Source organism: Gallibacterium genomosp. 1, assembly GCF_000771875.1.
Taxonomy (GTDB): Bacteria; Pseudomonadota; Gammaproteobacteria; order Enterobacterales; family Pasteurellaceae; genus Gallibacterium.
On sequence record NZ_JPXX01000001.1, the window covers coordinates 103,377 to 128,044 of the forward strand.

Below are 24,668 nucleotides of genomic sequence, written 5' to 3' on the forward strand. Positions count from 1 at the left end.
ATTTTTATACTGATAAATTAGATGGAATCTAATATTTTTAGCAAATTCTACTGGATTTTATAAAAGAAAATACGGTATTACCCTAAAATAATACCGTATCTATTTGACGATTACTGATACATTTGTTCAATCAAAGCGTGATAACGTTGTAAAATTACCTTACGTCGTAGTTTTAAGGTCGGTGTAATCTCACCAAGTTCAATTGAGAATGCTTTTGGTAACAAAGTAAATTTTTTAATTTTCTCAAACCCTTGTAGCTCTTTTTGTAATTCATTAATTCGTTTTTCAAACATTTCAACAATCGCTGCATTTTTAATCAAATCTAACCGATTTTGATACTGAATATTGAGTTTTTTTGCATACTCTTCCAACGTGTCAAAACAAGGAACCACCAAAGCTGATACATATTTTCTAGCATCGGCAATCACAGCAATCTGCTCAATTAATTTATCTTGCAACAATTTGCCCTCCACTGCTTGGGGAGCAATATATTTTCCAGTTGAAGTTTTCATTAAATCTTTTATGCGATCGGTCATAAATAAATTGCCCTCAGCATCAACATAACCGGCATCACCTGTTTTTAAAAAACCGTCTTCGGTAAAACATTTCGCAGTTTCTTCCGGATTTTTAAAATACCCCTTCATTACACCGCCACCTTTCACCAAAATTTCATTCTCATCACCGATTTTAACTGTTGTTCCTGGCATAATTTTCCCAATTGAATTTGATTCAAAGCCAAAATCAGGCCAACAAGAAACGGTTGCTGTCGTTTCTGTCATTCCGTAACCCAATTTAATATTAACGCCAATACAGTGAAAAAATAGACCAATTTCAGGTTCTAATTTCGCTCCACCACAAGGCATCATTCGGATATGTCCACCAAGCACTCGTTGCAACTTACTGAATACTAAGCGATCTGCAAACTGATATAATGGCTTTAACCAAAACGGCAAAGGTTGTTGTTTTTGTCGATACTTCAAGGCTAATTTGCCAATCCGCAACGCATTATAAAAAATCTGTTGGCGTAGCCACGGTGCCTGTTTCACTTTATCAAAGACCGTTGCATAAATTTTTTCATAAAAACGTGGCACTGCACACATTAGTGTCGGTTTCACTATAGACAGCGCTTCTCTTATTTTATGTGGATCATCCAGATAAACATTCACCACACCTTGCGACAACACATAAGCCACCCACGCACGTTCAAAAATATGAGATAACGGTAAAAAAGATAAAGAAATATCACTACCATCAATTTTCATCAATGTCTGTTGATGAGTGACTAATTGATGTGCCAAATTGTTGTAGTCTAACATCACACCTTTCGGTTCACCAGTTGTGCCTGAAGTATAAATCAAGGTAAAAAGATCTTTCATTGATTTCTGTGCCAATCTTTGCACTAATTGCTCACGTGATTCATCGCTAGCAGTTGCAATAAAATCTTGCCAGCTAATCCCCATTTCCACATCACGTAAATCAAGTGGTTGCATGGCAATAATTTTTTCTAATTTTGGGCAATGCGGTGCAATAGAAAGTGCTACATCATACTCTTTTTGATTCCCAACAAACAGCACTTTCATTTCGGAATGATTAATGATGAATTTCGTTTGAATTTCATTATTGGTTGCAAAAATCGGCACAGTTACGGCTCTAATCTGCAAAATTGCAATATCTGCGATTGTCCATTGTGGCATATTTTGAGCAAAAATACCGATTTTATCCTGAACACCTATACCTAATGTCAATAATGCTCGGGAGAGCTGTTCACTTTGCTGGTGAAAACTTTGCCACGAAATATCTTGTAATTTATGTTGATGATCGAAATAGCGTAATGCTGTACGTTGAGAAAGTTTTTCACTTTGTTGACGAATTATATCGACAAAATGGGAAAGCGTTTGAGTATAATTTTGCATTATAAAAATAACCTTCTTTATTTCAGCTAACAACTGTTCGCAAATATACTCATTCTATTAAAAAAAATCCAGTGATTTTATCTCTATAAATACAATCGCCCACTGTTTTTAGCAGTGGGCGATATTTTTTGTGATCTAGCTCACACCTATACCTTAAAACAAGCGACTAAATGCTGTTTGTCTCCTAACAATCTTGGTTTAGTTAAGGTACATTCCGTATCTGCTATCGGGCAACGAGTACGGAAAACACAACCTGAAGGCGGATTAATAGGTGAAGGCAAATCACCTTCCAACAACTGAATTTGCTTATCTTTTTCCAAATCTGGATCAGGAATTGGCACCGCTGACATTAATGCTTTAGTGTATGGATGTTTGGTTTGATGATAAACACGATCATAGGTTCCCAACTCCACCGCATTGCCTAAATACATTACTAACACACGATCTGAGATATGCTTTACCACCGCCAAATCGTGAGCAATAAAAATAAGTGATAACCCCATCTCTTTTTGTAGTGACTTCAACAAATTCACTACTTGTGCCTGAATGGATACATCAAGTGCCGATACCGGCTCATCACAGATGATCAATTTTGGCTCAATAATTAATGCTCTCGCAATACCAATACGTTGACATTGCCCACCAGAGAATTCGTGTGGATAGCGATTAATTAAATTTGGTAATAATCCCACCTTAAGCATCATTGCTTGTACACGGGATTTCACTTCTTCTGCTGATAATTCAGGAAAATAAATTTTTAACGGCTCTGCAATAATATTGCCAATAGTCATTCGAGGATTCAATGATGCTAATGGATCTTGGAAAATCATCTGAATATCTTTGCGAGTGGCGTGCCATTCTTTTTCAGATTGACTACTCAGATCTGTTCCTAGCCATAAGATATTACCGCCAGCGGATTTTACCAAACCGATAATTGCTCTTGCTAATGTCGATTTTCCACAGCCTGATTCCCCTACTACACCTAATGTTTCACCTTCATACAATTTAAATGAAACGTGATTAACTGCATGTAATGTCTGTTTTTTCTTAAAAAAGAAACCTTCACTGCTCTGTACTTGGAAATGCACACTCAGATCTCTAACTTCCAACAATAAATTACTCATTATGCTTTTCCTCTTAATATCATTTCCTGAGCATTAACAAAACAGGCACGCAAACGATTATTACCAAACGCTGTCAATTGTGGAGTGTTGCTACATTGTTCACTAGCAAATTGACAGCGTGGAGAAAATGGACAACCAGTTGGCAGATGTAATAAATTCGGAGGATTTCCCGGAATAGTAGTTAACTGCTCTTCTTCAGTATCCAAGCGTGGCACAGCATTAATAAGCCCGATAGAATAAGGATGTGTCGGCTGATAAAAAATCTCTTTTGCTGTACCATATTCCATTGTTCTACCAGCATACATTACTAATACTTGATCGCAACTCCCTGCTACTACGCCTAAATCGTGAGTAATCATAATAATTGCGGTATTAAACTCTCGTTTTAAATCATTCAATAAAGTCATAATCTGTGCTTGAACAGTCACATCGAGTGCTGTCGTCGGTTCATCCGCAATCAATAATTTCGGACGGCATAACAATGCCATCGCAATCATAACACGCTGACGCATCCCACCAGAAAATTCGTGTGGATACATATTCATACGTTTTCTAGCTTCTGGCATTTTCACCGCATCCAGCATCTTCACTGACTCATCAAATGCTTGTTTACGATCATATCCTTTATGCAAAATCAGTACTTCCATTAACTGTTCACCTATTTTCATATAAGGATTTAATGAAGTCATTGGATCTTGAAAGATCATTGCAATTTGTTCTGCACGCAAACGATTTAATTGCGACTCAGACAATCCTAAAATCTCTTCACCATTAAATCGCGCAGAACCAGCAGTATAACCGTTATCCGCTAATAATCCCATCAAAGCAAATGCCGTTTGCGACTTGCCTGAGCCTGACTCACCAACAATACCCAAGGTTTCACCGGCATTTAAAGTAAAAGTTAAATTATTCACTGCGGTAACATCGCCATCCGGCGTTTTAAATGTTACACGCAAATCTTGAACATCAAGGAGAGGTTGTTTTTCAATTGTCATATTTTTCTCGCCTTATCGATCTTTCGGATCAAGCGCATCACGCAAGCCATCACCAATAAAATTAAAACAAAACAGCGTAATTACTAAAAAAATGGCTGGGAAAATTAATAACCAAGGCGCTGCCTCCATTGATTTAGAACCATCATTTAACAATGCCCCCCAACTACTCAACGGCTCTTGTGTTCCCAATCCTAAGAAACTTAAGAACGATTCGAATAAAATCATTCCCGGCACCAATAAAGAAGCATAAACTACAACAACGCCCAAAACATTTGGCACAATATGTCGCCACACAATCTGCCGAGAAGACACACCGCAAACAATAGCTGCTTCAATAAATTCTTTACGTTTCAAACTAAGCGTCTGACCGCGCACAATACGAGCCATATCAAGCCAAGATACCATCCCAATGGCCACGAAGATCAATAAAATATTCTGACCAAAAAAGGTGACTAACAAAATCACAAAGAACATAAACGGAAATGAATAAAGAATCTCCAAAATACGCATCAACACCGCATCGGTTTTACCACCAATATAACCGGCAGTTGCGCCGTAAAGCGTGCCAACTAACACAGCAATAAACGCACCGGCGATCCCGACCAATAAAGAAATACGTCCACCAATAGCCAAACGTACCAGTAGATCACGACCAGAAGAGTCTGTACCAAAATAGTGCATAGATTCAAAATCCGGCGGATTTGTCATCATTGCCCAATCCGTATCTTCATAACTGAATGGCATCAACATTGGGGCAAAAATCACAAATAGCATAATGAAGAATAGAATGATTAGACTCGCTACTGCGGCTTTATTACGAAAAAAGCGGCGACGTGCGTCTTGCCACAAACTACGACCATCGACTGTTTCCAACTGTTCGCCTAACTTTTCCATTAACGCTTGGTTTTCTTTTGTTTTTAACATTTTTACAACTCCATTAATAGCGAATTTTCGGATCAATCACAGCATATAAAATATCCACAATCGCATTAAAAACAATAGTCAATGTACCAACTAAAATCGTTAAACTTAATACCAACGAATAATCACGATTTAATGCGCCATTTACAAAAAGCTGCCCGATTCCCGGCAATACAAAAATACTTTCAATCACCATAGAACCAGTAATAATACCGACAAATGCTGGCCCCATATAAGAAATCACTGGTAATAACGCCGGACGCAATGCGTGTTTCAATACAATACGACTCATTGGCAAACCTTTTGCTTTTGCAGTACGAATAAAATTTGAATGCAATACTTCAATCATTGAACTACGCATAATACGTGCAATACTGGCAATATAAGACAAAGATAGCGCTACCATCGGCATCAACATATAAATAAATTGCCCATTATTCCAACCACCGGATGGAAGCAGTTTTAAGGTAATTGAGAAAATTAGCACTAATAACGGTGCGACAACAAAACTCGGCACAACTACCCCTGTCATCGCAAATGTCATTATCAAATAATCCAGCCACTTATTCTGCTTCAATGCTGCGATCACTCCAGCAGAAATACCAAATACTAAAGCTAAAATAAAAGCAGAAAAACCTAATTTGAGTGAAACAGGAAACGCCTGTGCTACTAATTGATTCACAGTATAATCTTTATATTTAAATGACGGTCCAAAATCACCGTGAGCCAAATTTTTTAAATAAAGACCATATTGCACCATTAACGGTTCATTGAGATGATATTTTGCTTCAATATTTGCGATAACTTCCGGCGGATAATTTTTTTCACTGGAAAAAGGGCTGCCAGGGGCAAGACGCATCATAAAGAAAGAAACAGTAATAAGGACAAACAGCGTAGGAATCGCCTCTAAAATTCGGCGAAAAATTAATTTAAGCATACACAAATCCCACAATAAAATGGCGAAAAGCCAACTACAAAATCCCGTTCCATCGATAAATGGAACGGGCAATATAAAAATTAATGTTTAATAATATAAACGTCTTTCAAATAGTAATTTTGCCCTGGATGTGCATCAGCAAAGCCTTTCACCCAAGGTTTGATTAAGCGTGGTTGGACGTAATGATAAACTGGCACCATTGCAGTATCTGCATCTAATTGCGCTTCTGCTTTGGCATATACATCTGCTCGTTCTTCATCAGTTTGTGTTTTAAAAGCAGAAACGATCAAATCATCATACGCCTTGCTTTTATAGAAAGCTGTATTATTTGCACTGTTTGAAAGATAATAATTCAAGAATGTACTTGCTTCATTATAATCCGCACACCAACCTGCTCTTGCCATTTGGTAATTACCCTGATGACGTGAATCAAGATATGTTTTCCATTCCTGATTTTCTAAATTGATATTTACGATACCTTGCAAATTCTTCTTCCAGATAGATTGTGCCGCAATGGCTAATTTTTTGTGATTATCAGAAGTGTTGTAAAGCAAATTGAAAGTCAATGGATGAGATTTGTCGTAACCTGCTTCTTTAAGTAATTTGATTGCCTCTTGATTACGTTTATTTTGATCCCAGCTCGCCCATTCTGGATTTTTCATTTTTTCTGCCCCATTAATAAATGGCGGCGTAAAAATATATGCTGGAGTTTGCCCCTGCTGTAAAATTTTATCAGTAATAATATTTCTATCTAACGCCAACGATAATGCTCTACGAACTTTATCATTATCAAACGGTGCTTTTGCAGTATTGACTTCATAAAGATAAGTACAAAGTAATGGTGAAATATGTAATTCATCCGGCAACTCTTTCTTTAATTTAGCAAATAATTCAATTGGAATTTCTTTACCGGTCATATCTTCATCACCTGCACGATAACGAGAAATATCTGTTGCAGATGATTCAATTGGTAATAACGTTATTTTTGTCAAAACAGTATTTGCATTATCCCAATAATGTGGATTACGCTCTAGCACTGCTTTTTCATTAACCACTTGTGATTTCAAAACAAAAGCACCGTTGCCTACTAAATTTTCTGGCGCTGTCCATTTTTCTCCAAATTTTTCCACTACTTTCGGATTCACAGGTGACAATACATAATGTTCAACCAATTTATCTACATAAGGAACGGATTCTGTTAAATGCAACACTAACGTATGATCATCTTTCGCTTCTACTCCTAGATCAGTTAACGGAGCCTTACCTGCAATCACTTTTTCCGCATTTGCCAATTTTAAGAAATCCAAATAACTGGAATATGGTGATGCAGTTTTAGGATCAGCCAAACGTTGCCACGCATAAACAAAATCACCGGCTACGACCGGATCACCATTAGACCATTTTGCTTCCGGACGAAGATGAAATGTCCATGTTTTAAAATCTGCACTATGTTCCCAAGAAGTAGCTACTCCAGGAATAATATGACCTTTTGCATCAGAAGTAACCAAGGTTTCATAAAGTTGACGTGAATAATTCCCTTCAACATCACCTTCCATTTTCTGTGGATCTAACGTTGCCGGATTAGCACTAATATTCCAAACCAATTCTTGTTTATCTGCCAGTTGAGTACCTGCTGGCACATTTGCCGCTATTACACTTGTTGTTACACCAAATCCAAGTGCTACCATCAGTAATGATTTTTTAAATGAATTCTGCATCTTAATACTCCTTACTTATTAATCATTCTTCTATTTTTTATAGAATTACTGTCATTAATAAATTAATTACCATCATTTGTAAATAACACGCTTATATTTTACTTGATTATTCAGCATTTTTTTGATTTTAACGCTAACCTCAACATATTTTTTGTACAAAATCTTAAAATATACACCTTTCTTAGCGTTGATTTAAATTAAGAAGCTTTATATGCATAATCTAATCTCCTTTAGTCAATGCTCTTCTACCGAATGTAGAATCATCTCATTGTTAACACAAATTAAATATTATTAAAACAAAACACTCACCTAAAAAGTCATAAATTCTCTCTTTTTTTTAAAAATGTGATCCATATTGGCTTTTGTCAGATAGAAAGTGCTAAGCTATAACAAAATAGTTGTTCTTTATAGAAACGGAGTGAAACCTATGACAAATCACGCAAATAGCCATATTGATTTTGAAAATACTGTAGCGGATGTGATCCGTTTAACTCAATACAGTCACGGTGCTGGTTGTGGCTGCAAAATTTCACCTAAAGTTTTAGAGACAATCCTTCATACCGAAGCAGAGAAATTTATCGATCCACATCTTTTGGTAGGTAATGAAAGCAAAGATGATGCTGCAGTTTATGATATTGGCAATGGAATGGGAATTATCAGTACTACTGACTTTTTTATGCCTATTGTTGATGATCCTTTCACTTTTGGTCGTATTGCTGCTACTAATGCTATCAGTGATATTTTCGCAATGGGAGGCAAACCGATTATGGCAATCGCTATTTTAGGCTTTCCAATTAAGCTATTACCGCCAGAAATTGCCAGACGCATTGTTGAAGGGGGGCGCCAAGCCTGTAAAGAAGCCGGCATTGCACTTGCCGGTGGACATTCTATTGACTCGCCTGAACCAATTTTCGGTTTAGCGGTAACCGGTATTATTCCAATCGATAAAGTGAAGAAAAACAATTCCGCTAAAGCTGGATGTGAGCTTTTTTTGACCAAACCGTTAGGCATCGGCGTACTTACTACTGCAGAGAAAAAAGGAAAATTAAAAGCGGAACATCGCGGTTTGGCCGCAGAAGTAATGTGCCGAATGAATAAAATCGGAGCACAGTTCTCAGAGCTGGGAGGTGTCACCGCAATGACTGATGTAACAGGCTTTGGATTGCTTGGTCATTTAATTGAAATTTGTGAAGGTTCCGGTGTTGCTGCCGAGGTGAATGTATCACAACTCAAAACTCTGGACGGTGTTTATGATTATATTGAGAAAGGTTGCATTCCTGGTGGAACAGAACGAAACTTTGATAGTTACGGTCATAAAGTTAGCCCGATCAATGAAACTCAGAAGGCTGTGCTATGTGATCCACAAACTTCAGGTGGATTACTGGTCGCAGTGACTCCTGAAGCAAAATCAGCATTATTTGATATTGCTATACAAGAGAATATCTCTTTGATTCCTGTTGGAAAACTGTTAGAAAAAAATGATAATTCACAAATTTTTGTAACTGTTAAAGAGTAATTCAATCTTCTCTTTTAAAATATTTTGAAAAGTAAGCCGGCAAAATAAACCGGCTTACTTTTTCTGATTTCGTTATGACTTAACGTATTCTATTCAACATACCCGAAAACGTTTTTTTATGCTAGAATCTTCAACCGTTTTTATTCAATGAATTGGAGAGAATATGAAAGTTTTAGAAGGTCAAATAGCCTCACCAAATGCGAAAATCGCCGTGGTTATCGCACGTTTTAATAGTTTTATTAATGATAGCTTATTGGAAGGTGCATTAGATGCGTTAACTCGCGTTGGTCAAGTAAAAGATGAAAATATCACTGTAGTAAAAGCACCCGGTGCTTATGAATTGCCGTTAGTTGCTCGTCGTTTGGCCGCAAGCAAAAAATTTGATGCGATTGTTGCTTTAGGTACAGTTATTCGTGGCGGCACTGCACACTTTGAATACGTTGCTGGGGAAGCAAGTAGCGGTTTAGGACAAGTTGCTATGCAAGCTGAAATCCCTGTTGCTTTCGGTGTTTTGACCACTGAAAATATCGAGCAAGCAATTGAACGTGCCGGTACGAAAGCAGGAAACAAAGGGGCTGAAGCTGCTTTGGTAGCTTTGGAAATGGTTAATTTATTAGCACAGATTTCCGAATAATGAAAACTGAAAAAAAACCAAGTAAACGTCGTCGTGCTCGTGAATGTACTGTTCAAGCACTTTATTCCTGGTTTATATCGAAAAACAGCCCGGAAAGCATTGAGTTGGATTTAATTACCAATGATGAAACCAAAGGTGCGGATCTCACTTATTTTCGCAAACTTTTTAATGGTACTGTCAACAATCTCGATAATCTAGAACAAGAATATGAGCCTTTTTTAGATCGTAAAATTGAGGAATTAGGGACAATCGAACGCGCTATTTTAGACTGTGCAACATTTGAACTTAAATATATTGATGATATTCCTTACAAAGTGGTCATCAATGAAGCTATTGAAGTTACAAAAACATTCGGTGCGGCAGATAGCCATAAATATGTTAATAGTATTTTGGATAAATTAGCACCAAAGTTTGGAATAAAATAATCAATGTTAATTTTCCCTTGTGTTCTCCACAAGGGATTTTTTTCTGAAAGGATTTCTTTATGCCTCACAATGGCGAATTTGATATTATTCGACGTTATTTTTCTGCTTCTACTCGTCAGCCTCGGCGCGATGTACTGTTATCCGTTGGTGATGATTGTGCAATCACTGAAATTAAACCTAATCGCCGTTTAGCACTGACTACCGATACTCTGGTTGAAGGAACCCATTTTCTACCATCTATCTCAGCAGCCGATCTTGCTTATAAAGCAGTAGCTGTCAATTTAAGTGATTTAGCGGCAATGGGTGCAGAACCTGCGTGGATTAGTTTGGCATTGACTCTACCCAAAATTGATGAGCAGTGGCTAGGTGAGTTCAGTCAAAGCTTGTTTCAAATTCTTGATCACTATAATGTTGATTTAATTGGTGGCGATACCACTAAAGGAACACTCTCTTTAACTATCACCGCACACGGCTTAGTGGCGAAAGATAAAATATTATGTCGACACACTGCCAAACCCGGTGATTGGATTTACGTTTCGGGTACACTCGGCGATAGTGCCGCCGGTTTGCAGCTGTTATTACAACAGTCAAAAATTGAAAATGATGATCAACGCTACTTATTACAACGCCATCTACGCCCAACTCCTCGTGTTCTGATGGGAATGGAATTGGCTGGTATCGCAAATGCTGCGATTGATCTCTCTGATGGATTAATTTCCGATCTACAACATATTCTAGAACGAAGCAAATGTGGAGCTGTTATTGAATTAGATAAACTTCCTCTTTCCAAGCCTTTATTAAATCAATTTTCATTAGAACAGGCACAAAAATTTGCACTTGCCGGTGGTGAAGATTATGAGCTTTGTTTCACAGTTACAGAAGCAATGCGAGCAAAAATGGAACACACTTTACGTTATCTCGATGTAGAATATCACTGCATTGGTCAAATTCGTGCCAATCAACAGTTGCAATTTACCCAACATTCTCAACCAGTAGAGGTTACAGTGACTCATGGCTTTGATCACTTCAAATAAAACTAATCACGATGCACTCCAAAGAATCAAATTAACAAATCCGATTCACCTATTGGCGCTTGGTTTCGGTTCTGGGCTAATCTTTCCAGCTCCTGGCACTTGGGGTTCATTGGTTGGGCTATTAATAGGATGGTTACTTCTACAATGGATAGCTATTCCTTTCTTTGTTATTTTTACCTTGAGTGCTTTTTTTATCGGATGTTATTTATGTGAAAAAACAGCTCACGATATGAAAGTACACGATCATAGTTCTATCGTATGGGATGAAATTGTTGCTATTTGGTTGGTTCTTACCACTTTGCCAAATCACACTTGGCAGTGGTGCTTAACTGCTTTTGTGCTATTCCGTTTCTTTGATATTATCAAACCTTACCCTATTCGCTATTTTGACCGCAAACTGCAAACTGGCTTTGGTATTATGTTTGATGATCTACTAGCTGCATTGTATTCAATTATTATTATTTTCTTAATCAGATCACTGATCTAAAGGACTGCACTATGTTATGGAATATTATGATTGTACATTTATTGGGCTTGATGAGTCCCGGTCCGGATTTCTTCTATGTCAGCAAAACCGCTGCCGGTAATTCGAGCCGTAATGCATTTTGTGCAGTCATCGGCATTACGATGGGCGTAGCGTTTTGGGCAACTTCTGCTTTGCTGGGATTAGCCATTCTGTTTGCTACCAGCCCGTTATGGCACGGCATTGTAGTCTTGTTGGGCGGAAGTTACCTTGCTTATATCGGTTATAAAATGCTGAATGTTCGTAACAATGTGGTGTTTGAAAATGATAAAAAAGCACAACAACTACAAACAACCTCAATTAAGCAGGAAATTCTGAAAGGATTGCTGGTCAATCTTTCCAATGCCAAAGTGGTGATCTATTTTAGCAGCGTGTTATCGATTTACCTTGCTAACGTCAATGGCATCGAACATATTATTCTAGTCTTGGCTGTTATCCTAATAGAAACCTTTCTCTACTTTTCTATTATTGCCTTGTTGTTTTCTCGACCGGCGGCAAAACGTTTTTACAGCAAATACAGTCGTTGGTTGGATAATGGTGCCGGTGTGGTTTTTATCGCTTTCGGACTTTATCTCGCTTACGCCGGCATCGGTTATTTATTTCAATAATTCCTGCAAGTTTTTCTTCATTGCGTGAATTTGTGACTCATAAAGTGCTTTGCTCTCTTGTTCATCTATCATATACATAATGGTTTGTGACAAGGTCATTTTCATCTTACGAGAATAACGAGAAAGGCGTAACCAGACTGCATAATCCAGATCAATTGATTTCTTTTTGGTACTCTGTTTTTCTGCATTAAAGAAACGTTTCCGTTTAGCACGAATCGCCTGATCCAGTTTTATCACCAAATCAGGCGACATATGTTCACTAATCCACTGTTGAACCGCTTCGGTTTGATGCTGTAGCTGGACTAACTGTTGCATTTTATCGTCCGCCAAACTTTGTTCAAGATAACGTGTAATATTGACGCCTTCACGAGCTTTACGCATTAAATAAAGCCATTTCCAATGCGTTTCTTGATTTTCCAATTTCTGGTAGCGCATAAAACCTCACAAATTTTTTATAAAACAATAATTTATAATGAATTACTGTTTGATCGGTGACAAGGTAACTGCCAAATTATAGGATTTTTTATTGATTTTTACTACCGAATAAATGCTAATCCAAGCCAATTAATTTATCACGCAAAATGCCCAGCCACTCCCTTAACACTAAACCGGATTGATAAAAACTGACCGGTTGAGGAATGAATTTTAATAATCCACTGCCGGAAGCACGCTGACTCAAGGTCGGTGCCGGGAATACCTCAAAACCTTGACGTTGAAAAGCAGCAACGGCTCGGCGCATATGCCACTCATTTGTCACGAGAATTACACGTTGAATTTGCTTACCTTCTTCCGTCTGATTAAACAATTTACGCAGGTAGATCGCATTCTGTTCTGTCGTGTTGGATTTGTTATCCAGCCAAGTCGGTTCTATTTGAAAGAAACGTTGCAATTCACTGCCCATCACTTTCGCTTCATTATCAACACCACCACTAATTGCAATCGGCAAATCCGTCATTTGATGCAAATAAACCGCAAAGCGCATTCTTTCCAATGGTAAGGCCGCCGTAGTCGAATAAGACTCTGGATAGTCACTATAGCGCAATCCGCCACCAAGCACTACTATCGCCTGTCCTTGATGATAAAGTTCAATATTCGGTTTATCCAACGCAATCGTCTTGATCAAAAAATTGGAAAAGAAAGGCGTACTAATGAAATAGGCAAATAATAATGCCACTGCCAGCAATGATTTTGCAGTACGTTGAAAACGGGTAAAAAGAAGAATCAACGCAACTAAGACTAATAAAATCAAATTAAAAGGTGGCAAAATTGCCGCTTCCACCACCTTTTTTAAAATGACCTCAAACATTTTGCTGTTCCTGTCGCTTTGCCTGTTGTCGCAATTGCTCTGCTACCAAACGGATAGCTTCACCGCTATTTACACCTTGTTGCATTAATTGCTGAATTTTTTCAACCGCTTGTTGCTGTTGTTCGTGTGTTAAATTAAGCATATCCAACATCATTTTTCCTGCTTTAAAAAAAGAGATTTTTTCCTTGATGTAACAGTTTCACCACAATATGAGCGGCACTTTCTTCCGCCTGTTTGCCTAATTTTTGTACCAATGATTTTTTCGTACTATATTTAATCGCTAACACATCTTTTTCTTCAATCGCTGCCAAAATCAGATCATCACTGGTTTTCACCTCATCAATCAAAGCTAAATCCAATGCCTGCTGCCCAAACCAATGCTCACCGGTCGCCACCTTATCAATTTCCACTTGAGGGCGATGTTGCACAACAAATTGTTTAAATAAATCGTGAGTTTCCTGTAACTCTTGCTGGAATTTCTGCTTTCCTTTTTCAGTATTCTCACCCAATATCGTAACAGTTCGTTTATATTCTCCCGCTGTCATCACATCAACATCAACATCGTGTTTTTTCAATAAACGATGAATATTTGGTACTTGAGCAACAACCCCAATAGAACCAATAATTGCAAAAGGTGCCGCTACAATTTTATCCGCCACACACGCCATCATATAACCGCCACTGGCAGCCACTTTATCCACCGCTATCGTCAATGGAATATGTTTATTACGCAAACGTTGCAATTGTGAAGCAGCAAAACCATAACCGTGAACCACACCGCCGGGACTTTCCAGACGTAATAACACTTCATCTTTTTCAGGTCTAGCAACAGCTAACACTGCATTAATCTCCTCTCTCAATGAATCAGCAGCATTAGCCTGAATATCCCCTTTAAAATCAATAACATAAATACAAGATTTCTGTTGTTGCAACCATTGTTGTTCATCCTGTTCACTACTATTTTTCTCAGCTTCTTTTGCTATTTTTTTCGCCTGTTTCGCTTTTACTTTGTCTTGTTTTTTACGATTTTTTGCTAACTGTTTTATCTGCTGTTCTTGCAATCTACATTCTTTTAACAACTGTTGTTGCTGTTGGTATTGTTCGTTTAAATGCGTGATCTGCAATTCTCCTTTACTATGGTTTTTCTGTTTCATTGTAACAATAATGCCAAAAACAACGGCAATCACTGCCACCAAAGTAATCAATTCTAAAATGAACACACTATAATTCGTTAAAATATCCGTCCACATATTTGCTCCTTTTTTCATTTTCGGACGCTGTTAAAAGCGGTTTATCATACTTGATTTTCTCTATTTATTCATCAATATCTCTGTTTTCTATGCTCCTCCTTTCTTATATTTTTCTTTTTAATATGAATTTAATTCATATTTATTCTGAAAATTATGAGATTGACTCAAAAATAAAATCTTTCTATTTTAACGTCTAGACGGCTAAACAAGAAAAGGAGTACAAATTATGAGTTATGCCAAAGAGATTGATGTTTTAAATAGAAGTATTGCAGATTTAAATGGTGATATTAATGTTTCTTTTGAGTTTTTCCCGCCCAAAAATGAAAAAATGGAAACCTTATTATGGGATTCAATCCAACGCTTAAAATCCTTAAAACCTAAATTCGTTTCTGTCACTTACGGTGCAAATTCCGGAGAACGGGAACGCACACATAGCGTAGTTAAAGCCATTAAACAACAAACAGGCATTGAAGCTGCCCCACACCTAACCGGTATTGATGCCTCTCCGGAGCAGCTAAAAGCGATAGCCAAAGATTATTGGGATAGCGGTATTCGCAATATTGTGGCATTACGTGGTGACGAGCCACCCGGATACGATAAAAAACCATTTTATGCCAAAGATTTAGTTAAACTACTCAAAGAAGTGGCTGATTTTGATATTTCAGTCGCTGCCTATCCGGAAGTGCATCCGGAAGCTAAATCGGCGCAAGCGGATCTGATTTTTTTGAAACAGAAAGTGGAAGCCGGTGCCAGTCGTGCGATTACACAATTCTTTTTTGATATTGACAGTTATCTCCGTTTTCGTGATCGCTGTGTCACTGTCGGCATAGATGTGGAGATTGTGCCGGGTATTTTACCGGTGTCCAATTTCGTGCAGTTACAAAAAATGGCGAAAGTTACCAATGTAAAAATTCCAAGCTGGATGTTCAAACTTTATGACGGTTTAGAAAAAGACCAAACCACACGCAATTTAATTGGTGCCAGCATTGCTATTGATATGGTGAAAATTCTGTCTAAAGAAGGCGTGAAAGATTTCCATTTTTATACATTAAATCGTTCGGAATTAACTTACGCTATTTGCCACACATTGGGCATTAGACCCAGTTTAGTAGCATAATTAAGAAGGGGTAACAATGTTACCCCTTCCTTTTCTTATTAGTTATGACAGAATGTGTTTTAAATAATCACACTCTCTTTTAAAGACACAGTCAAATTGAAGACTAAATGTTCTTTATGGCTATCTTTGCTGTCCGCACAGAAATAGCCTTCCCGCTCAAATTGATAGGCTTTTTCTGGTTCAGCAGCTATTAAATTCTGCTCTACAAAACCGTGTTTTACAACTAATGAATGAGGGTTAAGGACTTGATAAATATCCTCTGCTGCACTCGGATTAGAAACAGTAAACAAACGATCATACAAGCGAAATTCCGCCGGATGATTTTTTGTAGCGGAAACCCAATGGATCACGCCCTTAACTTTACGCCCTTCCGGATTTTTACCCAATGTTTCAGGATCATAACTACAATAAACAGTAACGATATTACCTTCCTCATCTTTTTCTACTCGTTCCGCTTTAATCACATAAGCATTGCGCAAACGCACCTCTTTCCCTAATACAAGGCGTTTATACTGTTTATTGGCCTCTTCTCTGAAATCTGCCTGATCGATATAAATTTCTTTAGTCAGCGCAATCGTTCTTGTGCCAAGTTCTTCACGGTTTGGATGATTCGGCACAGTTAATAACTCTTCGCCCTCAAAATTTTCAATCACCACACGTAACGGATTAATCACCGCCATTGCGCGAGGAGCATTCACATTAAGATCTTCACGAATACAAGCCTCTAATGCACTGTATTCAACCACATTATCTTGTTTAGTCACACCAATACGGCGGCAAAATTCACGAATAGACTCTGGGGTATAGCCACGACGACGTAAACCGGAAATTGTTGGCATACGCGGATCATTCCAGCCGTCAACAATCTCTTCATTAACCAACTGCAACAGTTTACGTTTTGAGGTCAATGTACCTTCTAAATTTAAACGCGAAAATTCATACTGATGCGGCAACGGACGCTCAATCGAAATATTTTCCAACACCCAATCATATAAACGGCGATTATCTTGAAATTCCAATGTACAAAGTGAATGAGTGATACGTTCAATCGCATCAGAAATGCAATGCGTAAAATCATACATCGGATAAATGCACCATTTGTCACCGGTTTGATGATGATGTGCAAATTTAATACGATATAAAACCGGATCACGCATTACCATAAATGGCGAAGCCATATCAATTTTCGCACGTAGAGAAGCTGTTCCTTCCACAAACTCACCATTTTTCATCTTTTCAAATAATGCTAAATTTTCTTCTACGGAACGATCTCGATAAGGGCTGTTTTTACCAGGTTCAGTCAATGTACCTCGATATTCACGCATTTGTTCTGGTGTAAGCTCGTCTACATATGCCAATCCTTTTTTAATTAACTCAATAGCATAATCGTAAAGCTGATCAAAATAATCGGACGCATAGCGTGGTTTACCCTCCCATTTAAAACCAAGCCATTCAACATCACGTTTAATTGAATCAACATAGCTCACGTCTTCTTTCACTGGATTGGTATCATCGAAACGTAAGTTACAAAGACCGTGATAATCTTCTGCAATGCCAAAATTAAGGCAGATCGATTTTGCGTGTCCAATATGCAAATAACCATTTGGTTCTGGTGGAAAACGGGTATGAACAGATTTATGTTTCCCTTGTGCTAAATCTTCATCAATAATATGACGAATAAAATTGGTTGGTTTTATCTCTGTCGTTTCTGAATGACTCATAATTTCCTCAGGTTGAATGTTCTGCAAAATAATCTTTGCATTTTACACGCTTTAACGCATAACACCAAATTGAAGCGGTGAATACACTAATTTTAAGCTAACTTTTCATTTCTATATTTACGCCCGATTCAGCAAAGTGAATTATTTTTCCCCCTTGTCTTTTTAAGCGAAAAGGCATTACAACAAGTAAAAAATAATATTTGTTTAGCGGATTATCTTTCTATAAAATGAATGAATGTTCATTTAGTGATAGAAAATCCTTGTTTGTTTAAAGGATCAAATATATGACGTTTACGAAAAAGCGGATTTTAGGCATTACCGTTGCACTGATTATTTTAGCAGCGATCTATTATTTCAATCTGCAATCTCAACCAAAGACAACCTATCTGACAGAAACAGCTAAATACAGCGATATTCAACAAACCGTTGTAGCAACAGGGACTGTTCGCAGTTCTAATCGGGTTGAAGTAGGTGCGCGCGTTTCCGGAAAAGTGGAAAAAATTTTAGTTAAACTTGGGCAAAAAGTGAAAAAAGGTGAATTAATCGCCGAACTAGATTCTATTACGCAGGAAAACACGTTAAACAGTGCGCAAGCTCAATTAACGGCTTATAAGGCACAATTAGTGGCGGCACAGACAGCTTATCGAGTTGCTAATTCCAATTTTCAAAGGATTGTTAAACTTTATAAACGTAAAGCCAGTTCTCTAGATGATTATGAAAACGCACAAAATAATTTAGATAGTGTGAAAGCGAATGTTGAACAGATTCAGGCGCAAATTAAACAATCAGAAATTGAAGTTAATACAGCAACAACCAATCTGAATTACACTAAGATCACTTCTCCAATTGATGGCATTGTTATATCTATTCCAGTTTCTGTCGGGCAAACCGTTAATGCTAATCAAACTACTCCGACCATTATTCAAGTTGCGGATCTAGATACAATGTTGATTAAACCTGAAATTTCAGAAGGAGATATTACTAAAATTAAACCTGGTATGAAGGTGCAATTTACCACGCTCGCTGAGCCTGATGAAATTTATCAGGCAAAAATAGATTCCGTTGATCCGGCGATGACTACGCTAACTGATAATGAATATAGCGAATCTGTCAGCGATACTAACGCTATCTATTACTATGCCAATATGTTAGTGCCTAATCCTGAACATAAACTACAAATTGGAATGACTACACAAAATACTATTATCACTGCACAAAAACAGCACGTTTTAGTCGTGCCAACCTTGGCTATTCAAAGAAAAAATGGTCAAAACAGTGTGCAAATTTTAGATGGCGATAATGTCATAGAAAAAATTGTCCAAATTGGTCTGCACGATGAAATTAATACAGAAATTCTCTCCGGATTGAATGAGGGCGACAAGGTTATTATTTCACAGTCCTCTGCTAATGAAGCAGCTAGCGTCAAAGTAAGAACACCACGAATGATGTAGAGGTTTTTATGCAACACATTATTGAAATTAAAAACCTCAATAAATTCTTCGGCGAAGGTGAAAACCGAGTTCATATTTTGAAAAATATCAATCTTGAAATTGAACAAGGCGATTTTATTGCTATCATTGGTGCGTCCGGTTCAGGAAAATCCACATTAATGAACATTATCGGCTGTTTAGATACTGCCACCAGTGGTTCTTATCAAATTACCGGAAAAGAAACAGCAAAACTGTCAACAGACCAACTCTCTGAATTACGTCAGCAACGTTTTGGTTTCATTTTTCAACGTTACAATTTGCTCTCCACGTTAACCGCACAGGAAAATGTTGCACTGCCTGCGGTATATACAGGTATGGCAAAAGAACAACGACTACAACGTGCCGCACAGCTATTAGAAAAATTAGGGTTAAGCAATAAAATTGACAATAAACCAAACCAGCTTTCTGGCGGACAGCAACAACGCGTCAGCATTGCTAGAGCATTAATGAACGGCGGCGATATCATCTTGGCAGACGAACCCACAGGTGCATTGGATTCAAAAAGTGGCGAAACAGTGATGCAGATTTTGCAACAACTGCATCAAGAAGGACACACTATTATTTTGGTTACGCACGATAAACATATTGCACAATTTGCTAATCGTATTATTGAAATTAAGGATGGCGAAATTATTCAGGATCATCGCCAATCGTTGCAAATCACTGTGCGTGAAATTACGCAAACTACCACAAATCGAGGTTGGCAATTTTATCGCGATCAATTTTTTGAAGCATTAAATATGTCAATCAATGCGATTGTTGCACATAAACTACGTTCACTGCTCACTATGTTGGGCATTATCATCGGTATTACTTCTGTAGTCTGTGTAGTTGCACTCGGTAACGGCTCACAACAAAAAGTATTGCAAAATATCAACTCGCTCGGTACCAATACAATGGATATTTATAACGGCACCGGTTTTGGTGATCGGAGAGCGGAAAGTATGCAGAATCTTACCGTCAATGACAGTGAAGCTCTGATGCGTCAACCTTATATTGAAAGCGTTACGCCAAACAGTTCTGTTAGTGGTACACTCACTTATCGAAACAATGCTTTTACCGCTCAAGTGCGTGGTGTCAGCGAACAATATTTTAATGTTAAAGGAATACAAACCGTTGCCGGGCAACTTTTTAGTGGTGAGCAAGTTAAACAGAATCAATCCGTCGCTGTGATTGATCAAAATACGCAAAAACGCATTTTTCAGGATCGTAATCCGCTCGGGCAAATTATTATGATCAATAAAAAACCGTTAAAAGTGATCGGTATTGTCGATATTCAAAATGTGATGGGCGTTAATCGGGAAAGCCTAAATATTTGGATTCCTTATACTACAGCAATGAACAAAATTTCAGGTGAGAAAAAAATTAGCTCCATTACAGTCAAAGTCAATCAAGGTATCAGCACCTCTGCAGCAGAAAAAAATGTCACTGCACTGCTACTAAGTCGTCACGGCAAAAAAGACTTTTTTATTTTAAATACCGACACCATCAAACAAACGATTGAAAGCACAACAAATACAATGAAATTATTAATATCCTCAATTGCATTAATTTCATTAATTGTTGGGGGTATCGGCGTGATGAATATTATGTTGGTTTCCGTTACGGAACGTACAAAAGAGATTGGAGTCAGAATGGCAATCGGAGCCAAACAACAGAATATTCTGCAACAATTTTTAATCGAAGCCGTATTGGTCTGCTTGGTCGGCGGTATTATCGGGATTATTTTATCCGGTTTAATCGGCTTTTTATTCAATCGTTTTATGAACGAGTTTACGATGCTTTTTTCCACTTTTTCGATTGTTGTAGCAGTCCTTTGTTCAACATTAATCGGTATCATATTCGGTTATATACCAGCAAAAAATGCTGCAAAATTAAACCCAATTACAGCATTATCTCAAGACTAAATCGCTTATAGCTTGAGATAATTTCAGAGGTGATTACTGGTCGAAAATGCTATGAATTGCTATAATTTTTTACAACGTTTTAGACATAAGGATAACTATGAAAACATTTAATAAAATCACTATTGCACTACTGCTTTCAACCGCATTGGTCGGCTGTGCAAATTTAGATGATTCTTTCAAAGCCAGTGAACAAAATTTCCAACAATATATTGATGCAACCTCACAATTTAACGTGAATGAAGAGTGGTGGAAACTATACAATGATCCGCAACTGAATCAATTAGTTGATACTGCATTAAAAAATAATTTGGATTTAGCAAAAAGTGCCATTGCCGTTAATATTGCTCTTTATAAAGCCAATTTACTTGGTGCTGATCTAGTGCCAACATTCAGCGGCGGTAGTGAATCTCAAGCAAGAAAAGATATTAAAAACGGAGGAAATTCCGTTATTACTCATACTGGCAATTTAAATATTAGCTATACACTTGATTTATGGCGTAAATTAGCCGACTCTGCTGATGCTGCAGAATGGGAACATAAAGCGACTGTTGAAGATCTTGCTGCCGCTCGTCTTGCCTTGATTAATAGTGTGATTAACACCTATTACAGTTTGGCGTATTTAAATGATGCAATTAAAGCAACAGAAGATTCTGTACGTTATTACAACGAAATTGATAATGTAGTACAGAATAAACAGCGTTATGGTGTTATTGACGGCTTAAGCAGTGCACAAGCCAAACAAGCAGTGTTGATGGCTCGCAACACTTTATTAGAACTACAAGCCCAACAAAAAACTGCACAGCAAACAATGCATAATCTGCTCAACTTAAAACCAACCGATCCATTACATATTCAGTTGCCAGATCTGCTTTCAGTGAAATTGCCGGGCGTAAATCTAAATGTTCCTGTTTCTGTCATTGCTAACCGTCCGGATGTACGTGCAGCAGAATATCGTTTACAAAGTGCATTTAAAGATGCTAAAGCAATGCAAAAGAGCTGGTTCCCACAAATTTCACTTGCTGGTTCATTACAAGTACAAGGCAATAAAGTCAGCAATGCTACCGATACTCGGTATGGTGTCGGTACATTAGGCATCACACTGCCGTTCCTCTCTTGGCAAACCGTAAAATGGAATGTAAAAATTTCAGAAGCAAATTATGAAGTGGCACGCTTAGGTTTTGAACAAAGTATTACCAATGCTTTAAATGAGATTGATGCGCTCTATTTTGCCTATCAACAATCCCAACGTAGTTATAACAATTTACAGGATAAATATAACTACGACAAACGTATTAGCCAATATTACCGTGATCGCTACAATGCCGGCGTTTCCGAATTGAAAGATTGGCTAACTGCTGCCAATACCGAAAAATCCTCGCAAATTTCTATTTTGAATCAAAAATATCAGTTAATTCAAAATGAAACTGCGGTATATCAAGCAATGGCTGGTTACTATATGAAAAAATAGTGATGTACATTAAAATCAAATAAACAAAAAGATACACTGTGAATTTATCAGTGTATCTTTTTTATTGTACGACTAGATAAATATGTTTATTCAACAATTGGTACAATTTTTGTTGCGTGTGAACCTTTATCACCGTGAACCGCTTCAAACTGTACTTTTTGCCCAGCTTTTAACGAACGATATCCGTCCATTTCTATCACAGAATAGTGAGCAAAAATATCACCCTCGTGACCTTCAACAGAAATAAAACCGAACCCCTTTGCATTGTTAAACCACTTAACTACACCGATTTCCATAATAACCTCGAATAATGGATTTTGACTTAATTAAAATATACAACGGCAGGATCGCCCTGTACTGATTACATATTTATCCAACTTTATTCATAAATCAAATACATAATCTTCAAAATTAGCGGAAGATCACATAAATTTAGCAAATTTGTTCAAAAAGAGACTAATCACTATTAATTAGTCTGTTAATTTCAGGTTTTCTGAAAGGAAATGATTCACTATAATCATCAACAATTAAATCCATTTTAGTAACTAATTCATAATATGAACGATTTCTCCTTTTTTATTTATGACTATGAAAGTTTCGGCGTTGACCCAGCTAGAGATCGACCTGCACAATTTGCCGGCATTCGCACCGATAAAGATTTCAATATTATTAGCGAACCGATTGTTTTATATTGCAAACAAACCAATGATTATCTGCCGCACCCGGCGGCAGTAGCACTCACCGGCATTACACCGCAACTCTGTAATCAACAAGGCATTAGCGAACCTGAATTCGCTGCTAAAATTTTAGAAGAGTTTAGCCAGCCGAATACTTGCATTATGGGGTACAACAATATTCGTTTCGATGATGAAATGACGCGTTACACTTTTTACCGTAATTTCATTGATCCTTATGCATATAGTTATAGTCAAGGCAATTCTCGTTGGGATTTACTGGACGTTATTCGTGCCACCTATGCGCTTCGCCCTGAAGGCATTAATTGGGTCTATGACGATGAGGGGATGCCGAGTTTCCGCTTGGAATTATTAACGAAAGCCAACGATATAGAACACAGTCACGCCCACGATGCTATGTCCGATGTTTATGCCACCATTGAAATGGCAAAACTAATTAAACAGAGACAACCAAAACTATTCGATTATTTCTTTACCCATAGGTCAAAAGATAAAATCAACGAACTCATTGATTACATCAATATGACCCCTTTAGTTCACGTTTCCGGAATGCTAGGTAATTATCGCAGTAATATCAGTTGGATGGTGCCGTTAGCTCCACATCCAACCAATAAAAATGCAGTTATTTTTTGTGATTTAGCGGCAGACATTGAAGATCTTCTTACCTTAAGCGTTGAAGAGTTAAAGCAAAATCTTTATACCAAGAAAGCAGAGCTGGAGTTACAAGGAAAAAAATCGGTACCATTAAAATTGGTTCACAGCAATAAATGTCCAATCTTAGCACCGGCAAAAACATTACGTCCGCAAGATGCCGAACGAGTAGGTATTGATCGTCAACAATGTTTAAATAATCTGGCTAAACTGCAAGCAATGCCGGAAATTCGCGAAAAAGTTCATCAGATCTTTTTAGAAGAGTATGACAATGATTATGATGATGTGGAAACTGCGCTTTATAAAGGTTTTTTCTCATATTCAGATAAAAATAATTTGGCTATTTTACGCACATTATCGCCAGAACAGCTGGCAAATCACGGTTTAACGTTTCAAGATAAACGCATTCCTGAATTGTTATTCCGTTATCGCGCCAGACATTTTTACAAAACCTTATCTCGTGCTGAGCAGATCAAATGGCAAAAATATTGTCACGCTAAGTTGGATGCAAGTAGTGCCGAATTTATTGCTGAATTTGAAATGCTTTCTGCACAATATTCCAATGATGAAAACAAATTGCTGTTATTGCAAAATTTATATGAATATAGCCTAAAACTATCGGATTAATTCTCAAAACACTTTAGATCAATATAAAAAAATCGGCATAGTAGACAAAATTGTTGCTAAAAAGTGGCTTAAAGCCTTATAGTACAAG

General features: G+C 37.5%; 23 protein-coding genes. 11 read left to right on the plus strand and 12 right to left on the minus strand.

All coding sequences use genetic code 11. The annotated features are described in order from the left end of the window. Positions 1–110: 110 nt before the first annotated feature. From JP36_RS00450 to JP36_RS00475, 6 genes are all read right to left on the minus strand, one after another. The gene (locus JP36_RS00450) at positions 111–1,913 is read right to left on the minus strand and encodes an AMP-dependent synthetase/ligase (RefSeq protein WP_039170844.1); all 1,803 of its coding nucleotides are present in this window, start codon (positions 1,911–1,913) and stop codon (positions 111–113) included. 146 nt (positions 1,914–2,059) lie between these two features. After that, positions 2,060–3,037, minus strand: a complete 978-nt coding sequence (gene oppF, locus JP36_RS00455; protein WP_039170847.1) for a murein tripeptide/oligopeptide ABC transporter ATP binding protein OppF — start codon at positions 3,035–3,037, stop codon at positions 2,060–2,062. Continuing rightward, positions 3,037–4,032 carry an ABC transporter ATP-binding protein gene (locus JP36_RS00460; protein WP_039170850.1) on the minus strand — a complete coding sequence of 332 codons (996 nt, stop codon included), beginning with the start codon at positions 4,030–4,032 and terminating at the stop codon, positions 3,037–3,039. Before JP36_RS00460 ends, oppF begins: the two co-directional genes overlap by 1 nt. 12 nt (positions 4,033–4,044) lie before the next feature. Beyond that, on the minus strand, positions 4,045–4,956 hold the full coding sequence (oppC, locus tag JP36_RS00465; protein ID WP_039081168.1) for an oligopeptide ABC transporter permease OppC: 912 nt from the start codon (positions 4,954–4,956) through the stop codon (positions 4,045–4,047). A gap of 13 nt (positions 4,957–4,969) precedes the next feature. Further along, entirely contained in the window at positions 4,970–5,890 is a 921-nt protein-coding gene (gene oppB, locus JP36_RS00470) for an oligopeptide ABC transporter permease OppB (protein WP_039170853.1), read from the minus strand. An 80-nt stretch (positions 5,891–5,970) separates the two neighbouring features. After that, a complete protein-coding gene (locus tag JP36_RS00475) occupies positions 5,971–7,608 on the minus strand; it encodes an ABC transporter substrate-binding protein (protein ID WP_039170858.1) in 1,638 nt (545 codons plus the stop codon). 427 nt (positions 7,609–8,035) lie between these two features. Between JP36_RS00475 and selD the strand changes: the two genes are divergently transcribed. The 6 genes from selD to JP36_RS00505 all read left to right on the plus strand — a co-directional run bounded on the left by selD (position 8,036) and on the right by JP36_RS00505 (position 12,348). Continuing rightward, positions 8,036–9,124 carry a selenide, water dikinase SelD gene (gene selD / locus JP36_RS00480; protein ID WP_052119422.1) on the plus strand — a complete coding sequence of 363 codons (1,089 nt, stop codon included), beginning with the start codon at positions 8,036–8,038 and terminating at the stop codon, positions 9,122–9,124. A 163-nt stretch (positions 9,125–9,287) separates the two neighbouring features. Next, entirely contained in the window at positions 9,288–9,758 is a 471-nt protein-coding gene (gene ribE, locus JP36_RS00485; protein WP_013744954.1) for a 6,7-dimethyl-8-ribityllumazine synthase, read from the plus strand. After that, complete coding sequence (gene nusB / locus JP36_RS00490; protein ID WP_039170861.1) at positions 9,758–10,183, plus strand: transcription antitermination factor NusB; 426 nt, start codon at positions 9,758–9,760, stop codon at positions 10,181–10,183. The genes ribE and nusB overlap by 1 nt, the downstream gene beginning before the upstream one ends. A gap of 59 nt (positions 10,184–10,242) precedes the next feature. Next, a complete protein-coding gene (gene thiL / locus JP36_RS00495; protein ID WP_039170864.1) occupies positions 10,243–11,217 on the plus strand; it encodes a thiamine-phosphate kinase in 975 nt (324 codons plus the stop codon). Further along, positions 11,195–11,704, plus strand: coding sequence for a phosphatidylglycerophosphatase A (locus tag JP36_RS00500; protein WP_052119423.1), 510 nt, complete (start codon positions 11,195–11,197; stop codon positions 11,702–11,704). Before thiL ends, JP36_RS00500 begins: the two co-directional genes overlap by 23 nt. A gap of 11 nt (positions 11,705–11,715) precedes the next feature. Next, complete coding sequence (locus tag JP36_RS00505; protein ID WP_013744958.1) at positions 11,716–12,348, plus strand: LysE family transporter; 633 nt, start codon at positions 11,716–11,718, stop codon at positions 12,346–12,348. Here JP36_RS00505 and matP read toward each other — a convergent pair. From matP to sohB, 4 genes are all read right to left on the minus strand, one after another. Further along, on the minus strand, positions 12,337–12,783 hold the full coding sequence (gene matP, locus JP36_RS00510) for a macrodomain Ter protein MatP (protein WP_013744959.1): 447 nt from the start codon (positions 12,781–12,783) through the stop codon (positions 12,337–12,339). The two genes, JP36_RS00505 and matP, sit on opposite strands and share 12 nt — an antisense overlap. Positions 12,784–12,898: 115 nt before the next feature. Next, entirely contained in the window at positions 12,899–13,654 is a 756-nt protein-coding gene (locus JP36_RS00515) for a YdcF family protein (protein ID WP_039170871.1), read from the minus strand. Next, complete coding sequence (locus JP36_RS11230) at positions 13,647–13,805, minus strand: YoaH family protein (RefSeq protein ID WP_081964315.1); 159 nt, start codon at positions 13,803–13,805, stop codon at positions 13,647–13,649. The genes JP36_RS00515 and JP36_RS11230 overlap by 8 nt, the downstream gene beginning before the upstream one ends. A gap of 13 nt (positions 13,806–13,818) precedes the next feature. Then, the gene (gene sohB, locus JP36_RS00520) at positions 13,819–14,904 is read right to left on the minus strand and encodes a protease SohB (RefSeq protein ID WP_039170874.1); all 1,086 of its coding nucleotides are present in this window, start codon (positions 14,902–14,904) and stop codon (positions 13,819–13,821) included. 226 nt (positions 14,905–15,130) lie between these two features. Here sohB and metF point away from each other — a divergent pair, with 226 nt between their 5' ends. Next, the gene (gene metF / locus JP36_RS00525; RefSeq protein WP_039170878.1) at positions 15,131–16,021 is read left to right on the plus strand and encodes a methylenetetrahydrofolate reductase; all 891 of its coding nucleotides are present in this window, start codon (positions 15,131–15,133) and stop codon (positions 16,019–16,021) included. 59 nt (positions 16,022–16,080) lie between these two features. On the opposite strand, the gene glnS is transcribed toward metF, so the two are convergent. Continuing rightward, a complete protein-coding gene (gene glnS / locus JP36_RS00530; protein ID WP_039170882.1) occupies positions 16,081–17,742 on the minus strand; it encodes a glutamine--tRNA ligase in 1,662 nt (553 codons plus the stop codon). A gap of 284 nt (positions 17,743–18,026) precedes the next feature. On the opposite strand from glnS, the gene JP36_RS00535 reads away from it, so the two are divergent. The 3 genes from JP36_RS00535 to tdeA all read left to right on the plus strand — a co-directional run bounded on the left by JP36_RS00535 (position 18,027) and on the right by tdeA (position 22,607). Then, entirely contained in the window at positions 18,027–19,193 is a 1,167-nt protein-coding gene (locus tag JP36_RS00535) for an efflux RND transporter periplasmic adaptor subunit (protein ID WP_039170884.1), read from the plus strand. Between the two features lie 8 nt (positions 19,194–19,201). Continuing rightward, entirely contained in the window at positions 19,202–21,139 is a 1,938-nt protein-coding gene (locus JP36_RS00540; protein ID WP_039170889.1) for a MacB family efflux pump subunit, read from the plus strand. A 97-nt stretch (positions 21,140–21,236) separates the two neighbouring features. Then, positions 21,237–22,607 (plus strand): toxin/drug exporter TdeA, encoded by a 1,371-nt coding sequence (tdeA, locus tag JP36_RS00545; protein ID WP_039170892.1) that lies wholly within the window; start codon positions 21,237–21,239, stop codon positions 22,605–22,607. Between the two features lie 86 nt (positions 22,608–22,693). Here the strand turns inward: tdeA and cspD are convergent, their stop codons facing one another. Further along, positions 22,694–22,903, minus strand: coding sequence for a cold shock domain-containing protein CspD (cspD, locus tag JP36_RS00550; RefSeq protein ID WP_013744968.1), 210 nt, complete (start codon positions 22,901–22,903; stop codon positions 22,694–22,696). Between the two features lie 261 nt (positions 22,904–23,164). Here cspD and sbcB point away from each other — a divergent pair, with 261 nt between their 5' ends. After that, a complete protein-coding gene (gene sbcB, locus JP36_RS00555) occupies positions 23,165–24,580 on the plus strand; it encodes an exodeoxyribonuclease I (RefSeq protein WP_039170897.1) in 1,416 nt (471 codons plus the stop codon). Positions 24,581–24,668: the final 88 nt, after the last annotated feature.